Below are 21,007 nucleotides of genomic sequence, written 5' to 3'. Positions count from 1 at the left end.
GAACAGGCTCATGATTCAAGATTCAGGCGCGCTTCGGCCGGCGCACGGCCCGCAGCGTGCTCTTGCCGCCATCGCCGCAATAGAACAGGTCGGCGCCATCCGACTCCATGCCGGAGAGACCTGCACCCGGCGGCATCGCGAGCGCATCGAGGACCTTGCCGGATACGGGATCGATCCGCCGCAATTCGCACTCGTCGTCCTCCCAAGTGCCGTGCCACAGCTCGCCCTCGACCCAGGTCACGCCGGTAACGAAACGGTTGGTCTCGATGCTGCGCAGCACCTTGCCCGTGGCCGGGTCGATCTGGTGGATCTTGCGCTCGCGGTAATGGCCGACCCAGAGCGAGCCCTCGGCCCAGGCGAGGCCGGAATCGCCGCCCTTGCCCGGCGCGGGAATTGTGCCCAGCACCGAGCCGGTCCGCGGATCGATCTTCTGGATGCGGTCCTCCGCGATCTGAAAGAGATGCGTGCCGTCGAAGGCCGTACCGGCATGGGCGGCCACGTTGATGGTGCGGGTGACCTCGCCGCTGGCGGTGTCGAGCGCATTCAAGCGGTCGCCGGAGGCGAACCAGACATTGGCGCCGTCGAAGCTGACGCCATGGACCTTCTCGACGCCCGGGAACGGGCCGTAGGTACGGGCAATCTCGGCAGTGGGGATCGTCATGGCTTGGCTCCTGCGTCTGATGCGATGCCGGACCCTAGCCATCCGGCCAGGGGACCGGGAGTAACAAACTCGTCGCGAAACCCGGCATCGGCGGCATCACCCAGCGGCGCGCCCGCGCCTGCCCGAAGGACTGGATCTTACCGGACTCGGCAAGCGCCTCCAGCGCGCGCTGGACGCTACGCTGACTCGCGCCAAGTGCCAGCGCCAGCGCGGAACTCGACCATGTCTCGCCATCGGCCATGAGGGCGAGCACCGTGGCATGCTTCTCCTCGACAGGGCGCGCCAGCACGACGATTCCCGTCGCGCGACGTGGCGCGATGGCGAAGCCGCGCTCGGTCGCGCTGATCCGCGCCAGCGGCCGCAAGGCAGCGCGCAGACGACCGATCTCGACGCGCAATCGCGCCCGATACGTTTCATCGGTGAAGCGCGAGCCGAAGGCTCGTGCGATCAGCGCCTCGCGCGGCGCATCTTGCGGCCAAGCCTCGGTCAGTGCCCGCAACAAAGCGAAAAGCACGGGGCGCGTCGCCAGCGAAACGGCGCTGGCCCGGTCGCGAACGGCATGGCGGCAGGCATCGACGATCAATCCCCCCGAGCTCTGCAGGTCCTCGATCTCGTCGAGCAATAGCGGACGCTCGGCGCCGTCAGCGATCAAACGCGCAGCGGGCTCGTCGAGCAGGCGGCGTGCGGCTTCGACCTCGGCGATCAGCGCAGGGATGCCGGCTCGGCGGGCGGCATCACTCGCTCCTGACAGCGCAGATTTCGCAGCGCGGGCTTCCATCCGGCGCAAGGCGATCCCGGCCCTCGCCAACCCGTGGATGGCTCGCAGCGCGGCAGGCAGGCGCGCCAGGTCGATGCCGGCGAGCCGCTCACCCGCATGGTCGAGCCGGCCGATCAGCAGCAGCCGGCGAATGTCGAGCAGGCGCGCATGGGCGGCGTTGGCGCGGTCGTCATGCGCCTCAAGCACGGAGGCAGCCTCATCGAGCCTGCCCGGCGCCCAGCCGAGGTCACGCGCCGCCAGGGCGACCTCCGCCTCGGCGACGGTGCAGCGCGCCTGCGCGACGGCTTCCCTCACCCCGAAGGCGCGGCCAGCCCGGCGCAGCAAAATCTTGGCGCGAGCGAAATCGCCGAGCTGCGCCATGGCGATGCCGCGCAGCGCCAAAGCGGGCGCATCGTCGCGCAAGGCGACCCGGTTCAGCGCCCCCAGCGGGTCGCCTTTCGCCAAGGCCTGCGCCGCGGCCGTGATCAGCGAGTCCATCGGAATCCCGCCAAACTTGTCACTCCCACCGTCTGCCGCCTCCGCCTTACCACCGATCGCGACGCCGCATCGAGTGTCGAAGCGGCGCGGACATCCGACGACAGGAGTGAAACACCATGACCAGTCATGCGATTGGAACACGCGAGGAATGGCTCGCCGCCCGGCTCGAACTGCTGGAGGCCGAGAAGGCGTATACGCGGCAGGGCGATGCGCTGGCCGAAAGGCGGCAGGCCCTGCCCTGGGTCAAGGTCGAGAAGGACTATCTTTTCCAGACCGAGCAGGGCGACGCCTCACTCACCGACCTCTTCCAGGGGCGCTCGCAGCTCCTCGTCTACCATTTCATGTTCGGGCCGGACTACACGGCCGGCTGCCCGTCCTGTTCGGCGATCGCCGACGGGTTCAACGGCTCGACCACCCATCTCGCCAATCACGACGTGATGCTCTGGGCGATCTCGCGGGCGCCGCTCGACAAGCTCCTCGCCTTCCGCGAGCGGATGGGCTGGAGCTTTCCCTGGGCCTCGGCCGGCCAGACCGATTTCAATTTCGACTACAACGTCTCCTTCACCGAGATGCAGGAGCGGACGCAGGGCATCGACTACAATTTCCGCCACAAGCCGAAATTCGAGTGGCGGACCTCCGGCAACGAGATCGAGCGCTCGCTCGCCGCGATGTCCGGCGTGGACGTGCCGACCTATCACCGCGACCGGCCGGGCATGAGCGCCTTCATCCGCGAGAATGGCGCGATCTACCACACCTATTCCAGCTATTCGCGCGGGGTGGACGGCGTCTGGGGCATGTATGCCTGGCTCGACCGGGCGCCAAAGGGCCGCAACGAGGCGCAGGGCCCGTGGTGGCTCCATCGCGACCGCTACACCGCCCGCCAAGCTGTGTCGTGAGTGCAGCTCACATCGCTACGGAGAAGAGCCCCGCATCAGGTCGAGAGACCGGGCGTGGGGCCAAGCTCGTCTTCTTCGGAACGGCCGGCCTGCTCTTCTTCGCTGCAACGACCATCACGATCCTGTCCGGCGCGGCGATGGAGACGATGGGCGCCGTGCCGATGGCAGGCGGCTGGCTGCTCTCGGGCATCTGGCTGCCGCTCTGCGGCCAGTCCTGGTTCGAGACCGCCGCCTGCTTCCTCGGCATGTGGCTGGTGATGACGGTCGCGATGATGCTGCCGTCGCTGACGCCGGTGCTCTGGCGCCATCGGCTGGCGGCGTTCGAGATCGGAGCGATGCAGCCCGGCGGATTCGCAGCCTTGGTCGGCACCTGCTACTTCGCAGTCTGGACCGGCTTCGGCCTTCTCGTTTTCCTCACCGGCGCGGCTCTGGCGCAGGCAGCCATGCTCTGGCCCGCGCTTGGGCACCTCGGCCCGATCGCAGGCGGGTTCCTCGTCCTGATCGCCGGGCTCTTGCAATTCTCCCCATGGAAAGTGCGGCTCCTCACAAGCTGTCGAGCTGCCTTCCCTCGCGGTTTACGTGACCGGCCCGTTCCGCTGCGGGCCGGCCTCATGCTCGGCCTGCGCTGCTGCGCCTCCTGTGTCGGGCCCATGGCTGTCCTGATCGTGGGCGGTGTCATGGATCTGCCGTTGATGATCGGCGTGACGATTGCCGTCACGGCGGAGCGCCTGCTGCCGGCGAAAGCGCGGATTGCCGAAGCGACCGGCATGGTCATGGCCGCCGCCGGCATTCTCCTGCTCGCGCAGGCCCTCCAATGAGTCCGCGAACCCAACGAAGCGCCCGCGGAGCGCGGCCTACCACGCTGCCGGCAAAGCTCCTTGACGCAGCGCAAATTCGTTGCTTCATTCATCTGAAGCATCAAGCAGCGAAGTTGATGCATGAAAGGGATTGCCATGGCCCAACCCGCCAACCCTGAGGCGTCTCCCTGGCTCGGCGCCACATCGGCCGCCGCACAGTCGCGCAGCAACATCTTCGAGATGAGCCGGCAGGCCGAAAGCGCGGTGATCGATCCACGCGATGCCGGCGGCTTCCCCTCGCCCTGGCGCCGCGCGATCTCGGCCCGGATCGCGCTTCAGAACGCGTTGCCGGAGCTGGCCGCGCATTACCTCGCCGGCGTGACCGAGCCGGCGCTGCGCATCCTCGCCGACCCGACCGAACCCGGCCGCGATGACCGCGAGCGCAGCGTCATCACCTTCATGGACCGGGTCGCGACCCAGCCACGGGCCGTGCAGGCCGAGGAGATCGAGGGGCTCAAGGCAGCCGGCGTGACTGATGCCGATATCGTGCGGCTCTGCGAACTCAACGCCTTCATGAGCTACCAGTGCCGCGTCCTTGCCGGGCTCGCCGTTCTCAAGGGAGCATCCGCATGAGCCGGGTCGTGCATCGCTTCACCCGCAACGTGCCGGATTGGCAGCCGCGGGTAACCCCGGTCGATCTCGCCAAGGCGAGCCCCGAGCAGCTCGACGCGCTGAAGGTCACGCCGTCCAACACCAAGGTCTCGGACTATGTGCTGGTGCTGGCGCATGATCCGGAAACGCTCAACGTGCGTTCGCCGCTGTTCAACGGGATCATGTACGATCCAGGCGGCTTGAGCCGGGCCGAGCGCGAGCTCGGCGCGATCGGCGCCTCGGTGGTCAATCGCTGCATCTATTGCGCCGCCGTGCATGCCGCCCGCCATGCGCAGCTCAGCAAGGACACGGCCGTCACCGACGAATTGTTCGCCAATGGCGAGAAGGCCAGGCTCGGCGCGCGCGACCAGGCGATCTTCGACTATTCCGTCAAGCTCTCGCAATCGCCGCCCGCCGTCACCGAGGCCGACACCGCCCGCCTGCGCGAGGCCGGGCTGGACGAGGCCGAGATCGTCGATCTCATCCTGTCCACGGCCCTGTTCGGCTGGGCCAACCGGCTGATGCACATCCTCGGCGACCCCGTCCGCAAAGACGGGTGAGATGAGCCGTCTCAAGATCCTCGAAGCCTATCTGCAGGTCGCCTCGCTCGGCAGCGTCACCGCGGCGGCGAAGCATCTGGGCGTGTCCCAGCCTTCGGTCAGCCGCATGATCCAGGAGCTGGAGCGCGATCTCGGCCAGCCGCTGTTCGAGCGCGTCGGCCAGCGTCTCGTGCTGACGCAGAAGGGCATGGTGCTACGCGACGATGTCGAGCGGGCGCTGGCCGGCTTCGTGAATCTGTGGGAGCGCGCCCGCGAGGTGATCGGCGAGGCCGAGCCGCCGATCCGGATATCGGCGGTGTCCTCGCTCGCCTTCGGCCTGCTCACCGATGCCTGGAACGGAGCGGACGCGCCAAGACTCGCGATCGAGGTCGAGAATCCCGATCGCGTGCAGAACGCGGTGATCTCCGGCAACGCGCAGCTCGGCGCGACCAGCGCGCCCTTGCTGCATCGCGATCTCGCGCTCGAATGGCTGGGAACCGCGCCTTGCGTGCTCGCCGTGCCCGAGACCGATCCGCTCGCCCAGAACGAAGGGCCGATCGATCTCAACGCCCTCTCCGGGCGGGACCTCGTCGGCATGTCCCTGCGCCGGGGCGTCCCGGCGCGCATCCGCGCGGCACTCAACGAAGCCGGCGTCGAGGTCCGGGTCAGGGTCCGCACGACCTCGACGATGAATGTATTGTCCTTCATCCGGGCCGGAGCTGGCATCGCCATCGTCGAGCCGCTGACGCTGACCGGCAACCCGACGCCCGGCATCCGCTTCCTGCCGCTGGCAACCTCGATCCCCTATTGCTTCGGCGTCGTGACCGCGCGCGGCGTCACCGTCTCCGACAGAGCCCGCGACCTGATCGCGGCGCTCAAGACGAGCGCGCAGAAGCGGCTCGCCGATTTCACCCTGATCCCGCCCGAAGAGCACCACGCGCTACTCGCCTCGCTGACCAAACAGGAGACGCGGCTGTGACGACGAAACAGGCCGGGGCGCCGGAAGGGCTGGAGGCGCTGAACCGCCGCGTCGCCCGCGAGCTGGACTTGCTGACCCTGCCGGCCGCGCCCTGGGTGCCGGAGACAAAAGTCGGCGGCGAGCCGGTGCTCGATGTCGCGATCATCGGCGCGGGCATGGCCGGACTCGCCGCGGCCGCAGCCTTCCGTAATATCGGCCTGCGCGCCGTCAATTTCGACCGCCGACCACAGGGCCTCGAAGGTCCCTGGGCGACGACGGCGCGGATGGAGACGCTGCGTTCGCCGAAGACCCTGACCGGGCCGGCACTCGGCATTCCCTCGCTGACCTTCCGCGCCTGGTTCGAGGCGCAGTTCTGCGCTGCCGACTGGGAGGCGCTCGACAAGATCCCGCGCCTGATGTGGATGGACTATCTGCGCTGGTTCCGCGAGGTTCTCGCTCTCGATGTCCGCAACGGCCATGAGATCGCGATGATCCATCCCGGCCCCGAGCATGCGACGCTGGAGATCGACGCCGCCGGCAAGCGCCAGCGCGTGCTCGCCCGCCATGTCGTGCTCGCGACCGGCCGCGACGGGCTCGGCGGCCCGGCCGTGCCGGAGATCGCGGAGAGCCTGCCGCGCGAACGCTGGGCGCATTCCTCGGATGAGAACGACTACGCCTTGCTGCGCGGCAAGCGCGTCGCGGTGATCGGCGCCGGCGCCTCGGCGATGGACAGCGCCGGCACGGCGCTCGAAGCCGGCGCGGCCAGCGTCGATCTCCTGATCCGCCGCCGCGACATCCCCCGCATCAACCGCGGCAAGGGCATGGGCCATCCGGGTTCCATCGCCGGCTATCGCCATCTGCCCGATGCCTGGAAATGGCGCATCAACAGCTATATCGCCCGCGAGCAGGTGCCGCCGCCGCGCGCCAGCGTGCTGCGCGTCTCGCGCCATCCCAACGCCTTCTTCCGGCAAGGCACGGCGCTGATCTCGGCCCGTATGGAGGGCCACGAGATCGTGGTCGAGACCAGCACTGGCGCGGTGCGCTTCGACTTCATGATCTTCTCGACCGGCTTCAAGGTCGATTGGGGCAGCCGGCCCTTCCTCCGGGAGATCGCGGCCAGCGCCCGCAACTGGGTCGATCGCGGCGTGCCCGCTGATGCCGAACCCAGCCTCAGTGCCATGCCCGATCTCGGGCCGGCCTTCGAGTTCCAGCCGAAAGTACCGGGCACCTGCCCCGGACTCGCGCGCATCCACTGCTTCTGCTACCCGGCGATGATGTCGCATGGCACGGTTTCCGGCGATATCCCGGCGATCAGCGACGGCGCCGAGCGATTGTCGCAGGCCATCGCGTCCAGCCTCTTCCGCGAGGATATCGAGGTCCACTTCCAGCGTGGCCAGGAGTATTCGGAGCCCGAAATCTTCGGCGACGAATGGGTGCCGATCCTGCCCGAACCCGCGAAGGTTCCGGTCTGATGCTCGGGTGGCTGCTCCAGCGCGTCGCGCAGGCGCTCCTCGTGATCATCGCCATGTCGCTCGTGGTCTTCCTCGGGCTGCATGCCGTCGGCAATCCCGCCGACCTCCTGCTCGCACCGGACGCGACCCAGATCGACCGGGCCGAGCTCGTGGCCCGGCTCGGCCTCGACCGGCCGCTCTGGGAGCAGTACCTGAACTTCGTGGGCAGCGCCCTGCGGGGCGATCTCGGGCGCAGCTTCGTCTACAACGTGCCGGCCGTGACGCTGATCCTGCAGCGCCTGCCGGCGACGCTGGAACTCGCCTTCGCGGCAATGATCTTCGCGGTCATCATCGGCGTGCCGCTCGGGCTCTATGCCGGGCTCTATCCAGAGCGCCTGCTGTCGAAGCTGATCCAGACCGGCAGCATCCTCGGCTTCTCGCTGCCGACCTTCTGGGTCGGGCTCCTGCTGATCATGACCTTCAGCGTCTCGCTCGGCTGGCTGCCGGCGAGCGGGCGCGGCGAGACGGTGCGCGTCTTCGGCGTTGAATGGTCGTTCCTGACGCTGAACGGCTGGCGCCACCTGCTCTTGCCGGCGATCAACCTGTCGCTGTTCAAGGTCTCGCTGGTGATCCGCCTGACGCGGGCCGGCGTGCGCGAGGTGCTGCCGCTCGACTATGTCCGCTTCGCACGGGCCAAGGGCCTGCGCCGCGGCCGGATCGTGATGATGCATATCCTGCGCAACATCATGATCCCGCTGGTCACCGTGCTCGGGCTCGAACTCGGCTCGACCATCGCGTTTGCCGTGGTGACCGAAAGCATCTTCGCCTGGCCGGGCTCGGGCAAGCTCATCCTCGACAGCATCAACGCGCTCGATCGGCCGGTGGTGATGGCCTACCTGCTGGTCGTGGTGACGCTCTTCGTCATCATCAACCTCATCGTCGACATTCTCTATCGCGTGCTCGACCCGCGCGTCCGCGAGGAGGCCTCGGCATGACCACGGTTCCCGCCGCCGCCTCCGCCCGTCGCCCATCGAGCAGCGCGCTCCGCCGCTTTCTGCGCGCGCCCTCGGCCTGGATCGGGCTCGGCCTGATGACCCTGCTCGTCATCGGCGCGGTGTTCGCGCCGCAGATCGCGCCGCAGAACCCGTTCGACCTCGCCGCGATCGACGTGCTCGACGCCCGGATGACGCCGGGCTCCGTCTCCTCAACCGGCGACATAACCTATCTGCTCGGCACCGACGGACAGGGCCGCGACCTGTTCTCGGCGATCCTCTATGGATTGCGCACCAGCCTTACCGTCGGCGTCGGCTCAGCCGTGCTCGCCGGCATCATCGGCATCCTGCTCGGGCTGATCGCGGCCTGGAGCGGCGGGCTGATCGACGCGCTGATCATGCGGCTCGTCGACCTCCTGATGTCGCTGCCTTCGATCCTGGTCGCGCTCCTGATGCTGGCGCTGCTCGGTAAGGGCATCGGCAATGTCGTGCTGACGCTGGTGCTGCTGGAATGGGCCTATTATGCCCGCACCGCCCGCGCCCAGGCGCTGGTCGAGCGCAAGCGCGACTATTTCGAAGCTGCGCGAGGGCTGGGCCTGCCGACCTCGCGCATCCTGCTGCGCCATGTCCTGCCGAATTGCTTGCCGCCGCTCCTGGTCATCGGCGCCTTGCAGGTCGCGCGCGCCATCACGCTGGAAGCGACGCTCTCCTTCCTCGGGCTGGGCGCCCCGGTGACGCAGCCCTCGCTCGGCCTGCTGATCGCCAACGGCTTCCAGTTCATGCTCTCGGGCGAATACTGGATCAGCTTCTTCCCGGGGCTGACGCTGCTGACGGCGATCGTCGCGATCAACCTCGTCGGCGACCGCCTGCGCGAGGTGCTCGATCCGAGGGCGCTGAAATGACCGCGCCGCTGCTCGAAATCCGCAACCTGCGCACCCGCTTCCGCACCGATCGCGGCGACCTCGACGCCGTGCGCGACGTCTCCTTCACCTTGCGGGCCGGCGAGACGCTCGGCCTCGTCGGCGAGAGCGGCTCGGGCAAGTCGGTCACTGGCTTCTCGATCATGGGATTGATCGACCCGCCCGGCCAGGTCGTGGGCGGCGAGATCCTGTTCCGCGGGCAGGACCTGACGAAGCTCGACGAGGAGGCGATGCGCCGCCTGCGCGGTAATCGCATCGCCATGGTCTTCCAGGACCCGATGATGACGCTGAATCCGGTGCTGCGGATCAGCACGCAGATGATCGAGACGATCCGGGCGCATGAGGTGATCGACGACATCACCGCGCGCGGCCGGGCGCGGGACCTGCTCGGCACCATGGGCATCCCGAGCCCGGAAGCTCGGCTCGACGCCTATCCGCACCAGCTCTCGGGCGGCATGCGCCAGCGCGTCGCCATCGCGATCGCGCTGATCAACAAGCCCGACCTGATCATCGCCGACGAGCCGACCACCGCGCTCGACGTCTCGATCCAGGCGCAGATCCTGGCCGAGGTGCAGCAATTGACCCGCGAGAGCGGCACCGCCCTGCTCTGGATCACGCATGACCTCTCGGTCATCGCCGGCATCGCCGACGAGATCGCCGTGATGTATGCCGGGCGCATCGTCGAGCATGGCGGAATCGATGCCGTCCTCGACCAGCCCAGCCATCCCTATACGGCCGGGCTGATCGGCAGCCTGCCCGGCGCAAGCGCGCCGGGTTCGATGCTGGTGCAGATCCCCGGCACGACGCCGGACATGGTCGACCCTCCGCAAGGCTGCGCCTTCGGGCCGCGCTGCGCTCGCCGCGACGACGCCTGCGAGCGCCAGCCCGCCTTCACGGAGAGCGCACACCGCCTGCGCTGTTTCCATCCTTTGTCCGGCCCCGCCTCGGCCGCCGAGGTGTCGGCATGACCGTGACCGCCACTCCCTCCGCCCCCGCGTTGGAGACGCGCAAGCTGACCCGGCATTTCGGCCGCCCGGCCGGGCTTGCGGTCAAGCTGCATCTGGCCAAGCACCAGCCGATCATCCGGGCGCTCGACGGCATCGACCTGACCATCCCGACCGGCGAGTTCGTCGGGCTCGTCGGCGAATCCGGCTCGGGCAAGTCGACGCTCGGGCGCATCGCGGCCGGCCTGCTGCCGCCGAGCACGGGCGAGGTCGAAGTCTTCGGGCGCTCGCCGCAGGGCGACCGCTCGGTCCATCGCGACGTGCAACTGATCTTCCAGGACCCGCAGGCCAGCCTCAACCCGCGCATGCGGGTGGCGGAAGCGATCGGCGAGGCGCCGCTCGTCCATGGCATCGCTGGCCGTTCCGAGATCGACGCGTATGTCTGCGCGCAGATGCGCCGGGCCGGGCTCGACCCCGCCTATCGCCAGCGCTTCCCGCACCAGTTCTCCGGCGGCCAGCGCCAGCGCATCTCGATCGCGCGGGCGCTCGCCCTGCAGCCGCGCTTCCTGGTCTGCGACGAGTCGGTCGCCTCGCTCGACGTCTCGATCCAGGCGCAGATCCTCAACCTGTTCATGCAGCTCCGGCGCGAGCTCGACCTGACCTATCTCTTCATCAGCCACGACCTGCGCGTCGTGCAGCACATCGCCGACCGCGTCGTGATCATGTATCTCGGCCGCATCGTCGAGGATGCGCCGGCCGCCCGGTTCTTCGCCCATCCGAACCACCCCTATACACAGGGGCTGCTGGCGGAGATTCCCGATCTCAAGCAGCGGCGGCGTGTGTATGCGCCCGTCAAGGGCGAGATCCCGAGCCCGGCCGCGCCGCCACCCGGCTGCCATTTCCACCCGCGCTGCCCGGCTGCCTTCGACCGCTGCCGCGTCGAAAGACCCGCCCTGCGCGAAATCGTGCCGGGCCACCGTTCTGCCTGCCACCTCAACGACGTCGCAGCGGCCCCGGCCCGCGCGCAAACAGGAGAGATCGCATGACGACCAAACTGAGCACCTTCGCCCTCTCGGCGGCGCTGATCGTCGCCGCGGGAACCGCCCATGCGGAAGACCTGCGCATCGCCTTCGCCGATCCGGTCTCGGCGATCGATCCGCAGCTCAACAACCATGCCGGCGACCATTCGGTCTCGCAGCATTTCTGGTCGCGCCTCGTGGCGCAGAAGACCGAGGGCGGCGTGGTGCCCGATATCGCCGCCTCCTGGAAGAACCTCGCGCCCAATACCTGGGAGTTCAAGCTGCGCGAGAACGCGGTCTGGAGCGACGGCAAGCCGGTCACGGCCGAGGATATCGCCTTCTCCTATGAGCGCGCCCAGAACGTGCCGGGCACCGTCGCGAGCTACAAGGGCTTCCTGCGCAATGTCGCCAAGGTCGAGATCAAGGACCCGCATACGCTGGTGATCACCAGCCATGCGCCCGATCCGCTGCTGCCGATCAACATCTCCAGCATCTATATCGTCAGCAAGCATGTCGGCCAGAGCGCCACGACCGACGACTACAACAGCGGCAAGGCGATGGTCAGCGAGGGACCCTATTCCTTCGTCAGCTATACGCCCGGCGACCGCATCGAGATGAAGCGCAACGAGCGCTTCTGGGGTCCGAAGCCCGAATGGGAGAAGGTCAACTACCGCTATATCGCCAATCCGGCGGCGCGCACCGCCGCCCTGCTCTCGGGCGATGTCGACGTCATCGACAAGGTCTCCTTCTCCGACATCGAGAAGCTGGAGAAGAACCCGAAGGTCAAGGTCTGGTCCTATCCGGGCCTGCGCGCACTGATCATGCAGCCGAGCTTCAACCCGGCTCCGTCCAAGTTCCTCACCGACAAGGCCGGCAAGCCGCTCGAGAAGAACCCGCTGCTCGATGTCCGCGTCCGCAAGGCGCTCAACATGGCGATCAACCGCGAGGCGATCGCCGACCGCGTCGCGCGCGGCGGCGTCACCGTCGCGACGCAGTGGATGCCGGCCGGCAGCTTCGGCTACGACCCCGACCGTTCCAAGATCGACGTCGATCCCAACAAGGCCAAGGCGCTGCTGACTGAGGCCGGCTATCCCAACGGCTTCAAGCTGACCATGCATGTGCCGGGCGAGCGCTATCCGCTGGCGCCCGAGACGGCGCAGGCGATCGCGCAGTTCTGGACCCGCATCGGCGTCGAGACGCAGGTCGAGGTCGTGCCCTTCTCGGTCTATTCCGGCGCGGCCAACAAGAACGAATACGCGATGAGCATGATCGGCTGGGGCAACGGCACCGGCGAGGGCACCTATGCGATGCTGGCGATCCTCGCGACCGTCGATCCGGCCAAGGGGCTGGGTGCCTCGAACTGGGGCCGCTACAGCAATCCGAAGCTGGACGAGGCCCTCGCCAAGGCCAGCGCCGAGTTCGACGACGCCAAGCGCGAGGCGATCATCAAGGACGCGGTCAAGGTGGTGATGGACGATGTCGGGATCATGCCGCTCTACCATTACAAGAACATCTGGGCGAGCCGGCCGGACCTGAAGGTCGTGCCCTGGCACAGCGACCGCACCGTCGCGATGCAGGTCAGCAAGGCCAAGTAGGGCCAAGTGCAAGGACGCCGCCATGCCCGCCGCCTTCGCGATCAGCCCCGCCATCGACCTGATCGACGTGCCCCGCCGGATCGCTCTTACGGGGCTGCCGGCGGGCGCGGAGGTGACCATCGCTGCGGAGACCGCGCGCGACGGTCATCCCTGGCGGGCTGAGGCGGTGTTCGCGGCCGGGGCCGATGGCAGCATCGACCTCGAACGCGATGCGCCCGTGCGCGGCGACTACGCGGGCGTCGCGGGAATGGGGCTGGTCTGGGCGCAGACCGGCAACGGGGAACTTTTCCCCGCCGACCTGTCCCGCCCGCTCGAAACCACACTCATCGCCGCAATCGGCGGTGAGACCGTCGCAACCGGACGCTTCAGCCAGACACTGATGGCGGACGGTGTGGCGCGGCACCCGCTCGCCGAGGACGGGCTCGTCGGGACGCTGTTCCTGCCGGCCGGCGCTGGCCCGCACCCGGCGATCATGATCCTCAACGGCTCGGGCGGCGGCATCAACGAGCCGCGTGCCGCGCTCTGGGCCTCGCGCGGGGTCGCGGCGCTGGCGCTCGGCTATTTCGGCGCGCCCGGCCTGCCAAAATACATCTCGAACACGCCGCTAGAGTATTTCGCCAGGGGTCTCGACTGGCTGCGTGCCCGCGTGCGGCCGCTCAATGATTTCGTCGCCGTCGCCGGGCAGTCGCGCGGCGGTGAGCTCGCACTCCTGCTTGGCGCGACCTTCCCCGAAAAGGTCTCGGCGGTATTGGGTTATGTGCCGAGCGCCTTCGTCCATGGTGGGCAGGCCGCGGCCGATCCGGCCTTCGGCCGCGACGGCCCCGGCTGGACGCTCGACGACAAGCCGCTTGTCCATCAATGGCAGGGCAACGCCACGGCGAGCTGGAAGCCCTATGACGAGGCGACCGACACCCGCCGCAATGCCGACGCGATGCGGACAGCGCTCGGCGACCCCGTCGCCATGGCCCGCGCCCGCATCCCGGTCGAGCGGATCGCCGGGCCGGTGCTGCTGCTGTCCGGGGGCGATGACGGTGCCTGGCCTTCCGATCTCTATTCGCTGATCGTGCAGTCGAGCCTGCTCGCGGCCGGCCATCCGCACGAGGTTATCTGGAAGAACTGGCCTGCGGCCGGCCATTCCATCCTGTTTCCCCATACGCCGGCGACCCGCATCGCTCATCGCCACCCGGTCAGCGGCATCGTCACGACCATGGGCGGCACGCCGACCGCCAATGGCGGGGCCAATGCGGGCGCCTGGGAGGCGGCGCTTGCCTTCGTCAGGCGCCATGGCGGGCAGGCCGGCTGAAGCAGCAACAATAGGGGCAATCCGATCCCTCGAAAGCCCGGTCGTCAGCCGGCAGGCAGCCTCTTGTGCGCAAAAGAATTTTCGCGTCATGGTCGCGCTGACTTCACGCTGGCGGCAGGTTATTGCTGTGCCGGCTCAACATGACCTCGGCTCACCGGATCGCGAATGGTTTCTGTAGCGCTGAAGACGGTTTCGAAGACCTGGGGCGGCATGGCCGCCGTCGATGCCATCAGCTTCACCGTCGAAGGCGGCAATCTCGTCGCGCTGCTCGGCCCGTCCGGCTGCGGCAAGTCGACGACGCTGCGGCTGATCGCCGGCCTGGAAGACACCAGCAGCGGCACGATCGAGATCGGCGGGCGCGACGTCACCCATGCCTCGCCCTCGCAGCGCGGCATCGCCATGGTCTTCCAGAGCTATGCGCTGTTCCCGCATCTGAGCGTCGCCGAGAATATCCTGTTCGGGCTCAAGGTCCGCAAGGTCTCGCGCGCCGAGCGTGACGAGCGCCTCGCCCGCGCCGCCTCGATCCTGGGCCTCTCCGCGCTGCTGGAGCGCAAGCCCTCGCAGCTCTCCGGCGGCCAGCAGCAGCGCGTCGCGCTCGGCCGCGCCATCGTCGCCGAGGCGCCGGTCTGCCTGATGGACGAGCCGCTTTCCAATCTCGACGCCCAGCTGCGCGTCGAGATGCGCCGCGAGATCCGCGAATTGCAGCAGCGGCTCGGCATGACCATGGTCTATGTCACGCATGATCAAGTCGAGGCCATGACCATGGCCGATCAGGTCGTGCTGATGCGCAACGGCCGGATCGAGCAGGACGCCCCGCCGGACGTGCTCTACGAAAATCCCGCGACGATCTTCGCAGCCCGCTTCGTCGGCACGCCGCCGATGAACGTGCTGCCGCTGGCGACCGTGCAGGCGCGGGGTGGCGCGATCACCGCTCCTGACGGCATCGATCCCGCCAGCCTCGCGGTCGGCATCCGTCCCGAGATGGTCGAGATCACCAGTGGCGGCGTCGCCGCCGATGTCGTCGCGGTCGAATATCTCGGCTCCGACACATTGCTCGAAACCCGCATCGACGGGCATTCCTTCATCGTCAAGCGGCCCGGCAAAGTACGGACCACAGCCGGCGAACAGATCTACATCACGTTGTCACAATCGGCGCTGCACTGGTTCGACCAGGCGTCGGAACGGAAGGTGGTTCGCAACTGAACCGGCCGGAGCGTCGGACGTGCGGACCATCCCAACAAGGGAGAGAGGACATGATGGACAGGCGTGAATTTCTTGGCGGCACGGCCGCCCTTGCGGGCGCGACGGCGCTACCCGGCATCGCCCGGGCGCAGAGCACCACCGAGCTCTCGTTCTTCTACCCGGTTGCCGTCGGCGGGCCGATCACCAAGCTGATCGACGCCTATGCCGCCGGCTTCGAGAAGGAGAACCCCACGATCAAGCTGAAGCCGATCTATGCCGGCACCTATCAGGAGACCATCGTCAAGGCGCTGACCGCGCATAAGAGCGGCACGCCGCCGGTGCTCTCGGTCCTGCTCTCGACCGACATGTACACGCTGATCGACGAAGAGGCGATCGTGCCCTTCGACGACTTCATCAAGACCGACGAGGACAAGAAGTGGCTTTCCAGCTTCTTCCCCGGCTTCATGGAAAACAGCCAGACCGGCGGCAAGACCTGGGGCATCCCGTTCCAGCGTTCCACGGTGGTGCTCTACTGGAACAAGGAGCTCTTCAAGGAAGCCGGGCTAGACCCCGAGAAGCCGCCGAAGACCTGGGCCGAGCAGCTCGAATTCGCGCAGAAGCTGACCAAGCGCGACGCCGCCGGCAATGTCACGCAATGGGGCATCCAGATCCCCTCCTCCGGCTTCCCCTACTGGCTGTTCCAGGGGCTCTCGACGCAAGCCGGCGCGATCCTCGCCAATCCGGCCGGCGACAAAACCGATTACGCCAATCCCGCCGTGGTCGAGGCGCTGCAGTACTGGGTCGACCTCGCGCAGAAGCACAAGGTCCATCCGCCTGGCATCGTCGAGTGGGGCACCACGCCGCGCGACTTCTTCGAGCGCAAGGTCGCGATGATGTGGACCACCACCGGCAACCTCACCAATGTCCGCGCCAACGCCAAGTTCCCCTTCGGCGTCGCGGTTCTGCCGGCCGGCAAGAAGCCGGGCAGCCCGACCGGCGGCGGCAATTTCTACCTCTCCAAGAAGGCGACCAAGGCCGAGCAGGAAGCCGCCTTCAAGTTCGTGCGCTGGATCACCACGCCCGAGCGCGCAGCGCAGTGGAGCGCCGAGACCGGCTATGTCGCGGTGACGCCGGCCTCCTACGAGACCGAGGCGATGAAGAAATACGTCGCCGACTTCCCGCAGGCGCTGGTCGCGCGCGATCAGCTGCCGAGCGCGGTGGCGGAGCTCTCGACCCACGAGAACCAGCGCGTCACCAAAGCGCTGAACGACGGGTTGCAGGCGGCGCTGACCGGCACCAAGACGCCGCAGAAGGCAATGGAGGACGCGCAGGCCGAGGCCGAGCGCATCCTCAAGGCCTATCGCTGATCCCGCCGCGATGACGAACCGCGCGACCGCGACGATCCATGGCTGGCTGCTCCTGCTGCCGGCCATGGCTTGCCTGGCCCTGTTCACGCACTGGCCTGCGGTCGCGAGCTTCATCGAGAGCTTCTACTCGACCCCGAAGGCGCGCCGCCCGGCGCGCTTCATCGGGCTCGAGAACTACCAGCAGATGCTCGCCGATCCGATCTTCTGGAAGGCGATGAGCAACAATCTCTGGTTCGCGCTCGGCACGATACCGACCTCGATCGCGCTGGCGCTCCTGATGGCGGTCTGGGTCAACGACAAGATCGCGGGCCGCACGCTCGTCCGCATGGCCTTCTTCACGCCGACGATCCTGCCGATGATCGCCGTCGCCAACATCTGGCTGTTCTTCTACACGCCGCAATACGGTTTGCTGGAGCAGATCACCGGCCTGTTCGGCGCACGCTCGACCAACTGGCTGGGTTCGCAGGACACCGCGCTCTACGCCATCACCATCGTCGCGATCTGGAAGGAAGCCGGCTTCTTCATGATCTTCTACCTCGCGGCGCTGCAGGCGATTCCGCCCAGCCTCGGCGAGGCGGCGGCGATCGAGGGCGCCTCGCGCTGGACCTTCTTCCGGCGCATCCAGTTCCCCCTCCTGATGCCGACGACGCTGTTCGTGCTGATCAATGCCGTGATCAACGCCTTCCGCATGGTCGACCATGTCTTCGTGATGACGCGCGGCGGCCCGGACAACGCGACGACGCTGCTGCTCTTCTACATCTACCAGGTCGGCTTCGGCTTCTGGGACACGGCCTATGCGGCGACGCTGACCTGCGTGCTGCTGGCGCTCCTCGCGCTCGTCGCCTTCGTCCAGTACGGCTGGCTCGAACGCAGGACGCATTATCAATGAGCGCTGCGACGCAACCCGCCCCGGCCGCGACGCGGACCGACCCTTATGCGCCCAAGGGCCTCGCACTCACGCTGGAATCGACGGGGGCGATCCTGCTCGCGCTCATCTGGGTGCTGCCGCTGGCCTATGCCGTCTGGGCGGCGTTCCACCCGGCCGAATACACCACGCGCTTCGTGCTGACAGCGCCATTGACGCTCGACAATTTCACGCGCGCCTGGGCGGCCGCGCCCTTCGCCCGCTATTTCCTCAACACCTTCATCCTGGTCACCCTGATCCTCGCCTTCCAGATCGTGCTGGGGACGCTCGCGGCCTATGCGCTGGCACGGCAGGATTTCTGGGGTCGCGACGTCGCTTTCGTACTGATCCTGGCGCAGCTGATGATCATGCCGGATGCGCTGATCGTCGAGAACTACCGTACCCTCGCCAAGCTGAACCTGATCGACACGATCCCCGCGATCGCCCTGCCCTATATCGCCTCGGCCTTCGGCATCTTCCTGCTACGGCAGACCTTCAAGACCGTGCCGAAGGAACTCGACGATGCCGCCCGCGTCGAGGGCGCGAGCCCGTTGCAGGTGCTGATGAAGGTCTATGTGCCGCTCGCGAAGCCGACCTATGTCGCCTATGGCCTTGTCTCGGTCAGCTATCACTGGAACAACTTCCTCTGGCCATTGCTGGTAACCAATTCCGTGGAGTCGCGGCCGCTGACGGTGGGCTTGCAGGTGTTCTCCTCGGCCGACCAGGGCATCGACTGGGCGGTGATCTGCGCGGCGACATTGATGACCTCGGCACCGCTGCTCGTCGGCTTCCTGTTGTTCCAGCGCCAGTTCGTGCAGAGCTTCATGCGCGCCGGCATCAAATAAGGACCGGCCGGCCGCATGAAGCTGATCACCTGGAACATCCAGTGGGCCCGCGGCGTCGACGACAAGGTCGATCCGCGCCGCATCATCGATCACGTCAAGCAGATGGCGGATTTCGACGTGCTCTGCCTGCAGGAGGTCGCGGCCAATTTCCCCGATCTCGACGGGAATGACCGCACCGACCAGTTCGCGCTGTTCAGCGAACTCCTGCCCGGCTTCACTGCGATCGAAGCGATTGGCGTCGACATCCCGGATGGCGCCGGCGGCCGCAAGCGCTTCGGCAATCTCGTCCTGTCGCGATTGCCGGTGGCGCAGGCGCTGCGCCATGTCCTGCCCTGGGAAGCGGCGGCGACACGCAACATGCCGCGCGTGCTGGTCGAGGCGATGGTCGAGACGCCCTTCGGCCCGATCCGGGTGATGACGACGCATCTGGAATATTCCTCGCCAAGCTTACGCGCCGCACAGGTCGAGGGCATCCGGCAGATCCATCGCATGGCCGCCGCGCGGCAGGCGACGCCGCGCCTGCCCGGCCCACACACCTATGCGCCGACGCCGAACGCGGCGAGCGCGATCCTGACCGGCGATTTCAACATGCGGCCCGACGATGCCGGGCTGGCACAATTGCTCGCGCCCTTCGAGGGCGATGTTCCGCCGCTGGTCGATCTCTGGCCGGTGTTGAAAGGCAAGGAGCCGCATCCACCCTCCGCCTTCATCTGCGACCAGACCTATGGCCCGCCCGGCTGCCTCGACTTCGTGCTGGCGACGCCGGACCTCGCCGAACGAGCGCGCTCCATCGTCTACGATATCGAGACGCGGGCTTCCGACCACCAGCCCATATTGGTCGAGTTCGACCTCGGATGATCTTCACGCGGCAGGACCATGAGCGGCTCGACGCCATCCTGCGCGAAGCGGCACGGCGCGAGGTAATGCCGCGTTTCGGCCGGTTGTCGGCTGACGATATCCGCGCCAAGCAGAACCCCGTCGATGTCGTGACCGAAGCCGACGAGGCGGCCGAGCGTTTCATCTGCGCCGAGCTGGCCAAGGCCTTTCCGGGGGCGGCGCTGATCGGGGAAGAGGCCGTGACACAAGACCCCTCCCTTCTCGAAAAGCTGGCGCAAGCCGAGCTCGCCTTCGTCATCGATCCGATCGACGGCACGCTGAACTATGCCAGCGACCTCTCTCTCTTCGCCGTGATGGCCGCCGTCGTCATCCGGGGCGAGATCACCGCAGCCGTGATCCATGATCCGACAGCCGATGACAGCGCCATGGCCCTGCGCGGCGAAGGCGCCTGGATGGGCTCGGCAGATGGTGCGAGCCGCGACCTGCGCGTCGCGCCGGCCGTCGCGGCACGGCAGATGAACGGCATGGCGAGCTGGCAGTATTTCCCCGAGCCATTGCGCAGCACGCTTCCCGGCCGCTTCCCGGCCTTCCTCGAAGTCGGTTCGCTGCGCTGCTGCGGGCAGGAATATCGGCAGGCGGCGGCAGGGCGCCTGCAGTTCCTGCTCTACGGCGTCCTTAACCCCTGGGACCACGCGCCGGGCGTGCTGCTTTACAGCGAAGCTGGCGGCCATGCGCGCCTGCTCGACGGTCGCCCCTATGCACCGACCGAGCGCCCAGCCGGCCTGCTTTGCGCGCCCGACGAAGCGAGCTGGCAGGAGATCAGGTCGATCCTGCTGGATTGAGCAGCAAAATCGGCTCGCCGCACCGTCGTCACAACCACATCGTCATCCCGGACAAGCCGCGAAGCGGCGCTGATCCGGGATCCATGCCGGAGCGTTTCCGGCAGAGGTTCAGGCAGAATTCCGGGCCTGCGCTGCGCTCCCGCCCGGAATGACACCCACTTCGAACGGCGTTCAGTCTTCCTCATCACGCGGACGGGCGCTTTCCCCGAGGATTTCGCGCTTTCCTGCGTGATTAGCCGGCCCGACGATGCCCTCGTTCTCCATGCGCTCCATGATGGATGCGGCGCGATTGTAGCCGATCTGGAGGCGTCGCTGGATGTAGGAGGTCGAAGCCTTCTTGTCGCGCAGCACGACCGCGACCGCCTGCTCGTAGGGGTCGTCGCTCTCGACCGAACCCATGCCGGTCTTGTCGAAGACGGCGCCGTCCTCGTCCTCGCCAGCTTCCTCCTCCTCGGAGGTGACGGCGTCGAGGTACTGCGGCCGGCCTTGCGTCTTGAGATGGGCGACGACCTTCTCGACCTCGGCGTCCGAGACGAAGGGGCCGTGGACGCGGGTGATGCGCCCGCCGCCGGCCATGTAGAGCATGTCGCCCTGGCCGAGCAGCTGCTCGGCGCCCATCTCGCCCAGGATCGTGCGGCTATCGATCTTCGAGGTAACCTGGAAGGAAATCCGGGTCGGGAAGTTCGCCTTGATCGTGCCGGTGATGACGTCGACCGAGGGGCGCTGCGTGGCGAGGACCACGTGGATGCCCGCCGCACGCGCCATCTGGGCGAGGCGCTGGATCGTGCCCTCGATCTCCTTGCCGGCGACCATCATCAGGTCGGCCATCTCGTCGACGATGACGACGATATAGGGCAGAGGCTCGAGGTCCATGACCTCCTCCTCGTAGATCGCCTCGCCCGAGTGCTTGTCGAAGCCGGTCTGGACGGTCCGGGTGATGACCTCGCCGGCGGCCTTGGCCTCGCCGACCCGGGCGTTGAAGCCGTCGATGTTGCGCACCGAGAGCTTCGACATCTTCTTGTAGCGCTCCTCCATCTCGCGCACCGCCC

The 21,007-nt window shown here is 67.6% G+C and carries 21 protein-coding genes; 18 read left to right on the top strand and 3 right to left on the bottom strand.

The window, feature by feature from the left end:
* Positions 1 to 22: 22 nt before the first annotated feature.
* Complete coding sequence (locus tag AC07NY_RS10300) at positions 23 to 661, bottom strand: Vgb family protein (RefSeq protein ID WP_494583749.1); 639 nt, start codon at positions 659 to 661, stop codon at positions 23 to 25.
* 34 nt (positions 662 to 695) lie between these two features.
* Positions 696 to 1,916, bottom strand: a complete 1,221-nt coding sequence (locus AC07NY_RS10295; RefSeq protein ID WP_494583748.1) for a helix-turn-helix domain-containing protein — start codon at positions 1,914 to 1,916, stop codon at positions 696 to 698.
* A 116-nt stretch (positions 1,917 to 2,032) separates the two neighbouring features.
* Here AC07NY_RS10295 and AC07NY_RS10290 point away from each other — a divergent pair, with 116 nt between their 5' ends.
* The 18 genes from AC07NY_RS10290 to AC07NY_RS10205 all read left to right on the top strand — a co-directional run bounded on the left by AC07NY_RS10290 (position 2,033) and on the right by AC07NY_RS10205 (position 19,958).
* Positions 2,033 to 2,812 carry a DUF899 domain-containing protein gene (locus AC07NY_RS10290; protein WP_494583747.1) on the top strand — a complete coding sequence of 260 codons (780 nt, stop codon included), beginning with the start codon at positions 2,033 to 2,035 and terminating at the stop codon, positions 2,810 to 2,812.
* Between the two features lie 146 nt (positions 2,813 to 2,958).
* Entirely contained in the window at positions 2,959 to 3,630 is a 672-nt protein-coding gene (locus AC07NY_RS10285; protein ID WP_494583746.1) for a DUF2182 domain-containing protein, read from the top strand.
* A 135-nt stretch (positions 3,631 to 3,765) separates the two neighbouring features.
* Positions 3,766 to 4,242, top strand: a complete 477-nt coding sequence (locus AC07NY_RS10280) for a hypothetical protein (RefSeq protein WP_494583745.1) — start codon at positions 3,766 to 3,768, stop codon at positions 4,240 to 4,242.
* The gene (locus AC07NY_RS10275; protein WP_492287722.1) at positions 4,239 to 4,820 is read left to right on the top strand and encodes a peroxidase-related enzyme; all 582 of its coding nucleotides are present in this window, start codon (positions 4,239 to 4,241) and stop codon (positions 4,818 to 4,820) included. Before AC07NY_RS10280 ends, AC07NY_RS10275 begins: the two co-directional genes overlap by 4 nt.
* Position 4,821: 1 nt before the next feature.
* Positions 4,822 to 5,778, top strand: a complete 957-nt coding sequence (locus tag AC07NY_RS10270; protein WP_494583744.1) for a LysR family transcriptional regulator — start codon at positions 4,822 to 4,824, stop codon at positions 5,776 to 5,778.
* A complete protein-coding gene (locus AC07NY_RS10265) occupies positions 5,775 to 7,229 on the top strand; it encodes a SidA/IucD/PvdA family monooxygenase (protein WP_494583743.1) in 1,455 nt (484 codons plus the stop codon). Before AC07NY_RS10270 ends, AC07NY_RS10265 begins: the two co-directional genes overlap by 4 nt.
* Positions 7,229 to 8,203 carry an ABC transporter permease gene (locus AC07NY_RS10260; RefSeq protein ID WP_492287725.1) on the top strand — a complete coding sequence of 325 codons (975 nt, stop codon included), beginning with the start codon at positions 7,229 to 7,231 and terminating at the stop codon, positions 8,201 to 8,203. The genes AC07NY_RS10265 and AC07NY_RS10260 overlap by 1 nt, the downstream gene beginning before the upstream one ends.
* Positions 8,200 to 9,102, top strand: coding sequence for an ABC transporter permease (locus AC07NY_RS10255; RefSeq protein ID WP_494583742.1), 903 nt, complete (start codon positions 8,200 to 8,202; stop codon positions 9,100 to 9,102). Before AC07NY_RS10260 ends, AC07NY_RS10255 begins: the two co-directional genes overlap by 4 nt.
* Positions 9,099 to 10,088 (top strand): ABC transporter ATP-binding protein, encoded by a 990-nt coding sequence (locus AC07NY_RS10250; protein ID WP_494583741.1) that lies wholly within the window; start codon positions 9,099 to 9,101, stop codon positions 10,086 to 10,088. The genes AC07NY_RS10255 and AC07NY_RS10250 overlap by 4 nt, the downstream gene beginning before the upstream one ends.
* Positions 10,085 to 11,110 carry an ABC transporter ATP-binding protein gene (locus tag AC07NY_RS10245; RefSeq protein WP_494583740.1) on the top strand — a complete coding sequence of 342 codons (1,026 nt, stop codon included), beginning with the start codon at positions 10,085 to 10,087 and terminating at the stop codon, positions 11,108 to 11,110. Before AC07NY_RS10250 ends, AC07NY_RS10245 begins: the two co-directional genes overlap by 4 nt.
* Positions 11,107 to 12,678 (top strand): ABC transporter substrate-binding protein, encoded by a 1,572-nt coding sequence (locus tag AC07NY_RS10240; RefSeq protein ID WP_494583739.1) that lies wholly within the window; start codon positions 11,107 to 11,109, stop codon positions 12,676 to 12,678. The genes AC07NY_RS10245 and AC07NY_RS10240 overlap by 4 nt, the downstream gene beginning before the upstream one ends.
* A 22-nt stretch (positions 12,679 to 12,700) precedes the next feature.
* Complete coding sequence (locus AC07NY_RS10235; RefSeq protein ID WP_494583738.1) at positions 12,701 to 13,981, top strand: acyl-CoA thioester hydrolase/BAAT C-terminal domain-containing protein; 1,281 nt, start codon at positions 12,701 to 12,703, stop codon at positions 13,979 to 13,981.
* Positions 13,982 to 14,146: 165 nt separating this feature from the next.
* A complete protein-coding gene (locus tag AC07NY_RS10230; protein WP_494583737.1) occupies positions 14,147 to 15,184 on the top strand; it encodes an ABC transporter ATP-binding protein in 1,038 nt (345 codons plus the stop codon).
* 53 nt (positions 15,185 to 15,237) lie between these two features.
* Positions 15,238 to 16,530, top strand: a complete 1,293-nt coding sequence (locus AC07NY_RS10225; RefSeq protein ID WP_494584663.1) for an ABC transporter substrate-binding protein — start codon at positions 15,238 to 15,240, stop codon at positions 16,528 to 16,530.
* Between the two features lie 10 nt (positions 16,531 to 16,540).
* Positions 16,541 to 17,419: a carbohydrate ABC transporter permease gene (locus AC07NY_RS10220; RefSeq protein WP_257735620.1), complete on the top strand. Its 879-nt coding sequence runs from the start codon at positions 16,541 to 16,543 to the stop codon at positions 17,417 to 17,419.
* On the top strand, positions 17,416 to 18,279 hold the full coding sequence (locus tag AC07NY_RS10215) for a carbohydrate ABC transporter permease (protein WP_494583736.1): 864 nt from the start codon (positions 17,416 to 17,418) through the stop codon (positions 18,277 to 18,279). Before AC07NY_RS10220 ends, AC07NY_RS10215 begins: the two co-directional genes overlap by 4 nt.
* Positions 18,280 to 18,294: 15 nt before the next feature.
* Positions 18,295 to 19,137, top strand: a complete 843-nt coding sequence (locus AC07NY_RS10210; RefSeq protein WP_494583735.1) for an endonuclease/exonuclease/phosphatase family protein — start codon at positions 18,295 to 18,297, stop codon at positions 19,135 to 19,137.
* Positions 19,134 to 19,958, top strand: coding sequence for an inositol monophosphatase family protein (locus AC07NY_RS10205; protein WP_494583734.1), 825 nt, complete (start codon positions 19,134 to 19,136; stop codon positions 19,956 to 19,958). Before AC07NY_RS10210 ends, AC07NY_RS10205 begins: the two co-directional genes overlap by 4 nt.
* A gap of 171 nt (positions 19,959 to 20,129) precedes the next feature.
* On the opposite strand, the gene AC07NY_RS10200 is transcribed toward AC07NY_RS10205, so the two are convergent.
* A partial coding sequence (locus AC07NY_RS10200; RefSeq protein ID WP_494583733.1) for a DNA translocase FtsK occupies positions 20,130 to 21,007 on the bottom strand: 878 nt, incomplete at its 5' end.

The sequence above is a fragment of the Allobosea sp. GW821-FHT09G06 genome (assembly GCF_059416005.1).
Note: the sequence above shows the minus strand (reverse complement) of the source record. Positions and strands in the feature narration are given on the sequence as shown.

Excerpts from the sequence above, each read along its gene's own strand:
- AC07NY_RS10275 (WP_492287722.1), top strand. The coding sequence starts at position 4,239 with ATGAGCCGGGTCGTGCATCGCTTCACCCGCAACGTGCCGGATTGGCAG.
- AC07NY_RS10240 (WP_494583739.1), top strand. The coding sequence starts at position 11,107 with ATGACGACCAAACTGAGCACCTTCGCCCTCTCGGCGGCGCTGATCGTC.
- AC07NY_RS10260 (WP_492287725.1), top strand. The coding sequence starts at position 7,229 with ATGCTCGGGTGGCTGCTCCAGCGCGTCGCGCAGGCGCTCCTCGTGATC.
- AC07NY_RS10300 (WP_494583749.1), bottom strand. The coding sequence starts at position 661 with ATGACGATCCCCACTGCCGAGATTGCCCGTACCTACGGCCCGTTCCCG.
- AC07NY_RS10285 (WP_494583746.1), top strand. The coding sequence starts at position 2,959 with ATGGGCGCCGTGCCGATGGCAGGCGGCTGGCTGCTCTCGGGCATCTGG.
- AC07NY_RS10290 (WP_494583747.1), top strand. The coding sequence starts at position 2,033 with ATGACCAGTCATGCGATTGGAACACGCGAGGAATGGCTCGCCGCCCGG.
- AC07NY_RS10215 (WP_494583736.1), top strand. The coding sequence starts at position 17,416 with ATGAGCGCTGCGACGCAACCCGCCCCGGCCGCGACGCGGACCGACCCT.
- AC07NY_RS10225 (WP_494584663.1), top strand. The coding sequence starts at position 15,238 with ATGGACAGGCGTGAATTTCTTGGCGGCACGGCCGCCCTTGCGGGCGCG.
- AC07NY_RS10210 (WP_494583735.1), top strand. The coding sequence starts at position 18,295 with ATGAAGCTGATCACCTGGAACATCCAGTGGGCCCGCGGCGTCGACGAC.
- AC07NY_RS10205 (WP_494583734.1), top strand. The coding sequence starts at position 19,134 with ATGATCTTCACGCGGCAGGACCATGAGCGGCTCGACGCCATCCTGCGC.
- AC07NY_RS10250 (WP_494583741.1), top strand. The coding sequence starts at position 9,099 with ATGACCGCGCCGCTGCTCGAAATCCGCAACCTGCGCACCCGCTTCCGC.
- AC07NY_RS10230 (WP_494583737.1), top strand. The coding sequence starts at position 14,147 with ATGGTTTCTGTAGCGCTGAAGACGGTTTCGAAGACCTGGGGCGGCATG.
- AC07NY_RS10270 (WP_494583744.1), top strand. The coding sequence starts at position 4,822 with ATGAGCCGTCTCAAGATCCTCGAAGCCTATCTGCAGGTCGCCTCGCTC.
- AC07NY_RS10220 (WP_257735620.1), top strand. The coding sequence starts at position 16,541 with ATGACGAACCGCGCGACCGCGACGATCCATGGCTGGCTGCTCCTGCTG.
- AC07NY_RS10255 (WP_494583742.1), top strand. The coding sequence starts at position 8,200 with ATGACCACGGTTCCCGCCGCCGCCTCCGCCCGTCGCCCATCGAGCAGC.
- AC07NY_RS10295 (WP_494583748.1), bottom strand. The coding sequence starts at position 1,916 with ATGGACTCGCTGATCACGGCCGCGGCGCAGGCCTTGGCGAAAGGCGAC.
- AC07NY_RS10280 (WP_494583745.1), top strand. The coding sequence starts at position 3,766 with ATGGCCCAACCCGCCAACCCTGAGGCGTCTCCCTGGCTCGGCGCCACA.
- AC07NY_RS10235 (WP_494583738.1), top strand. The coding sequence starts at position 12,701 with ATGCCCGCCGCCTTCGCGATCAGCCCCGCCATCGACCTGATCGACGTG.
- AC07NY_RS10245 (WP_494583740.1), top strand. The coding sequence starts at position 10,085 with ATGACCGTGACCGCCACTCCCTCCGCCCCCGCGTTGGAGACGCGCAAG.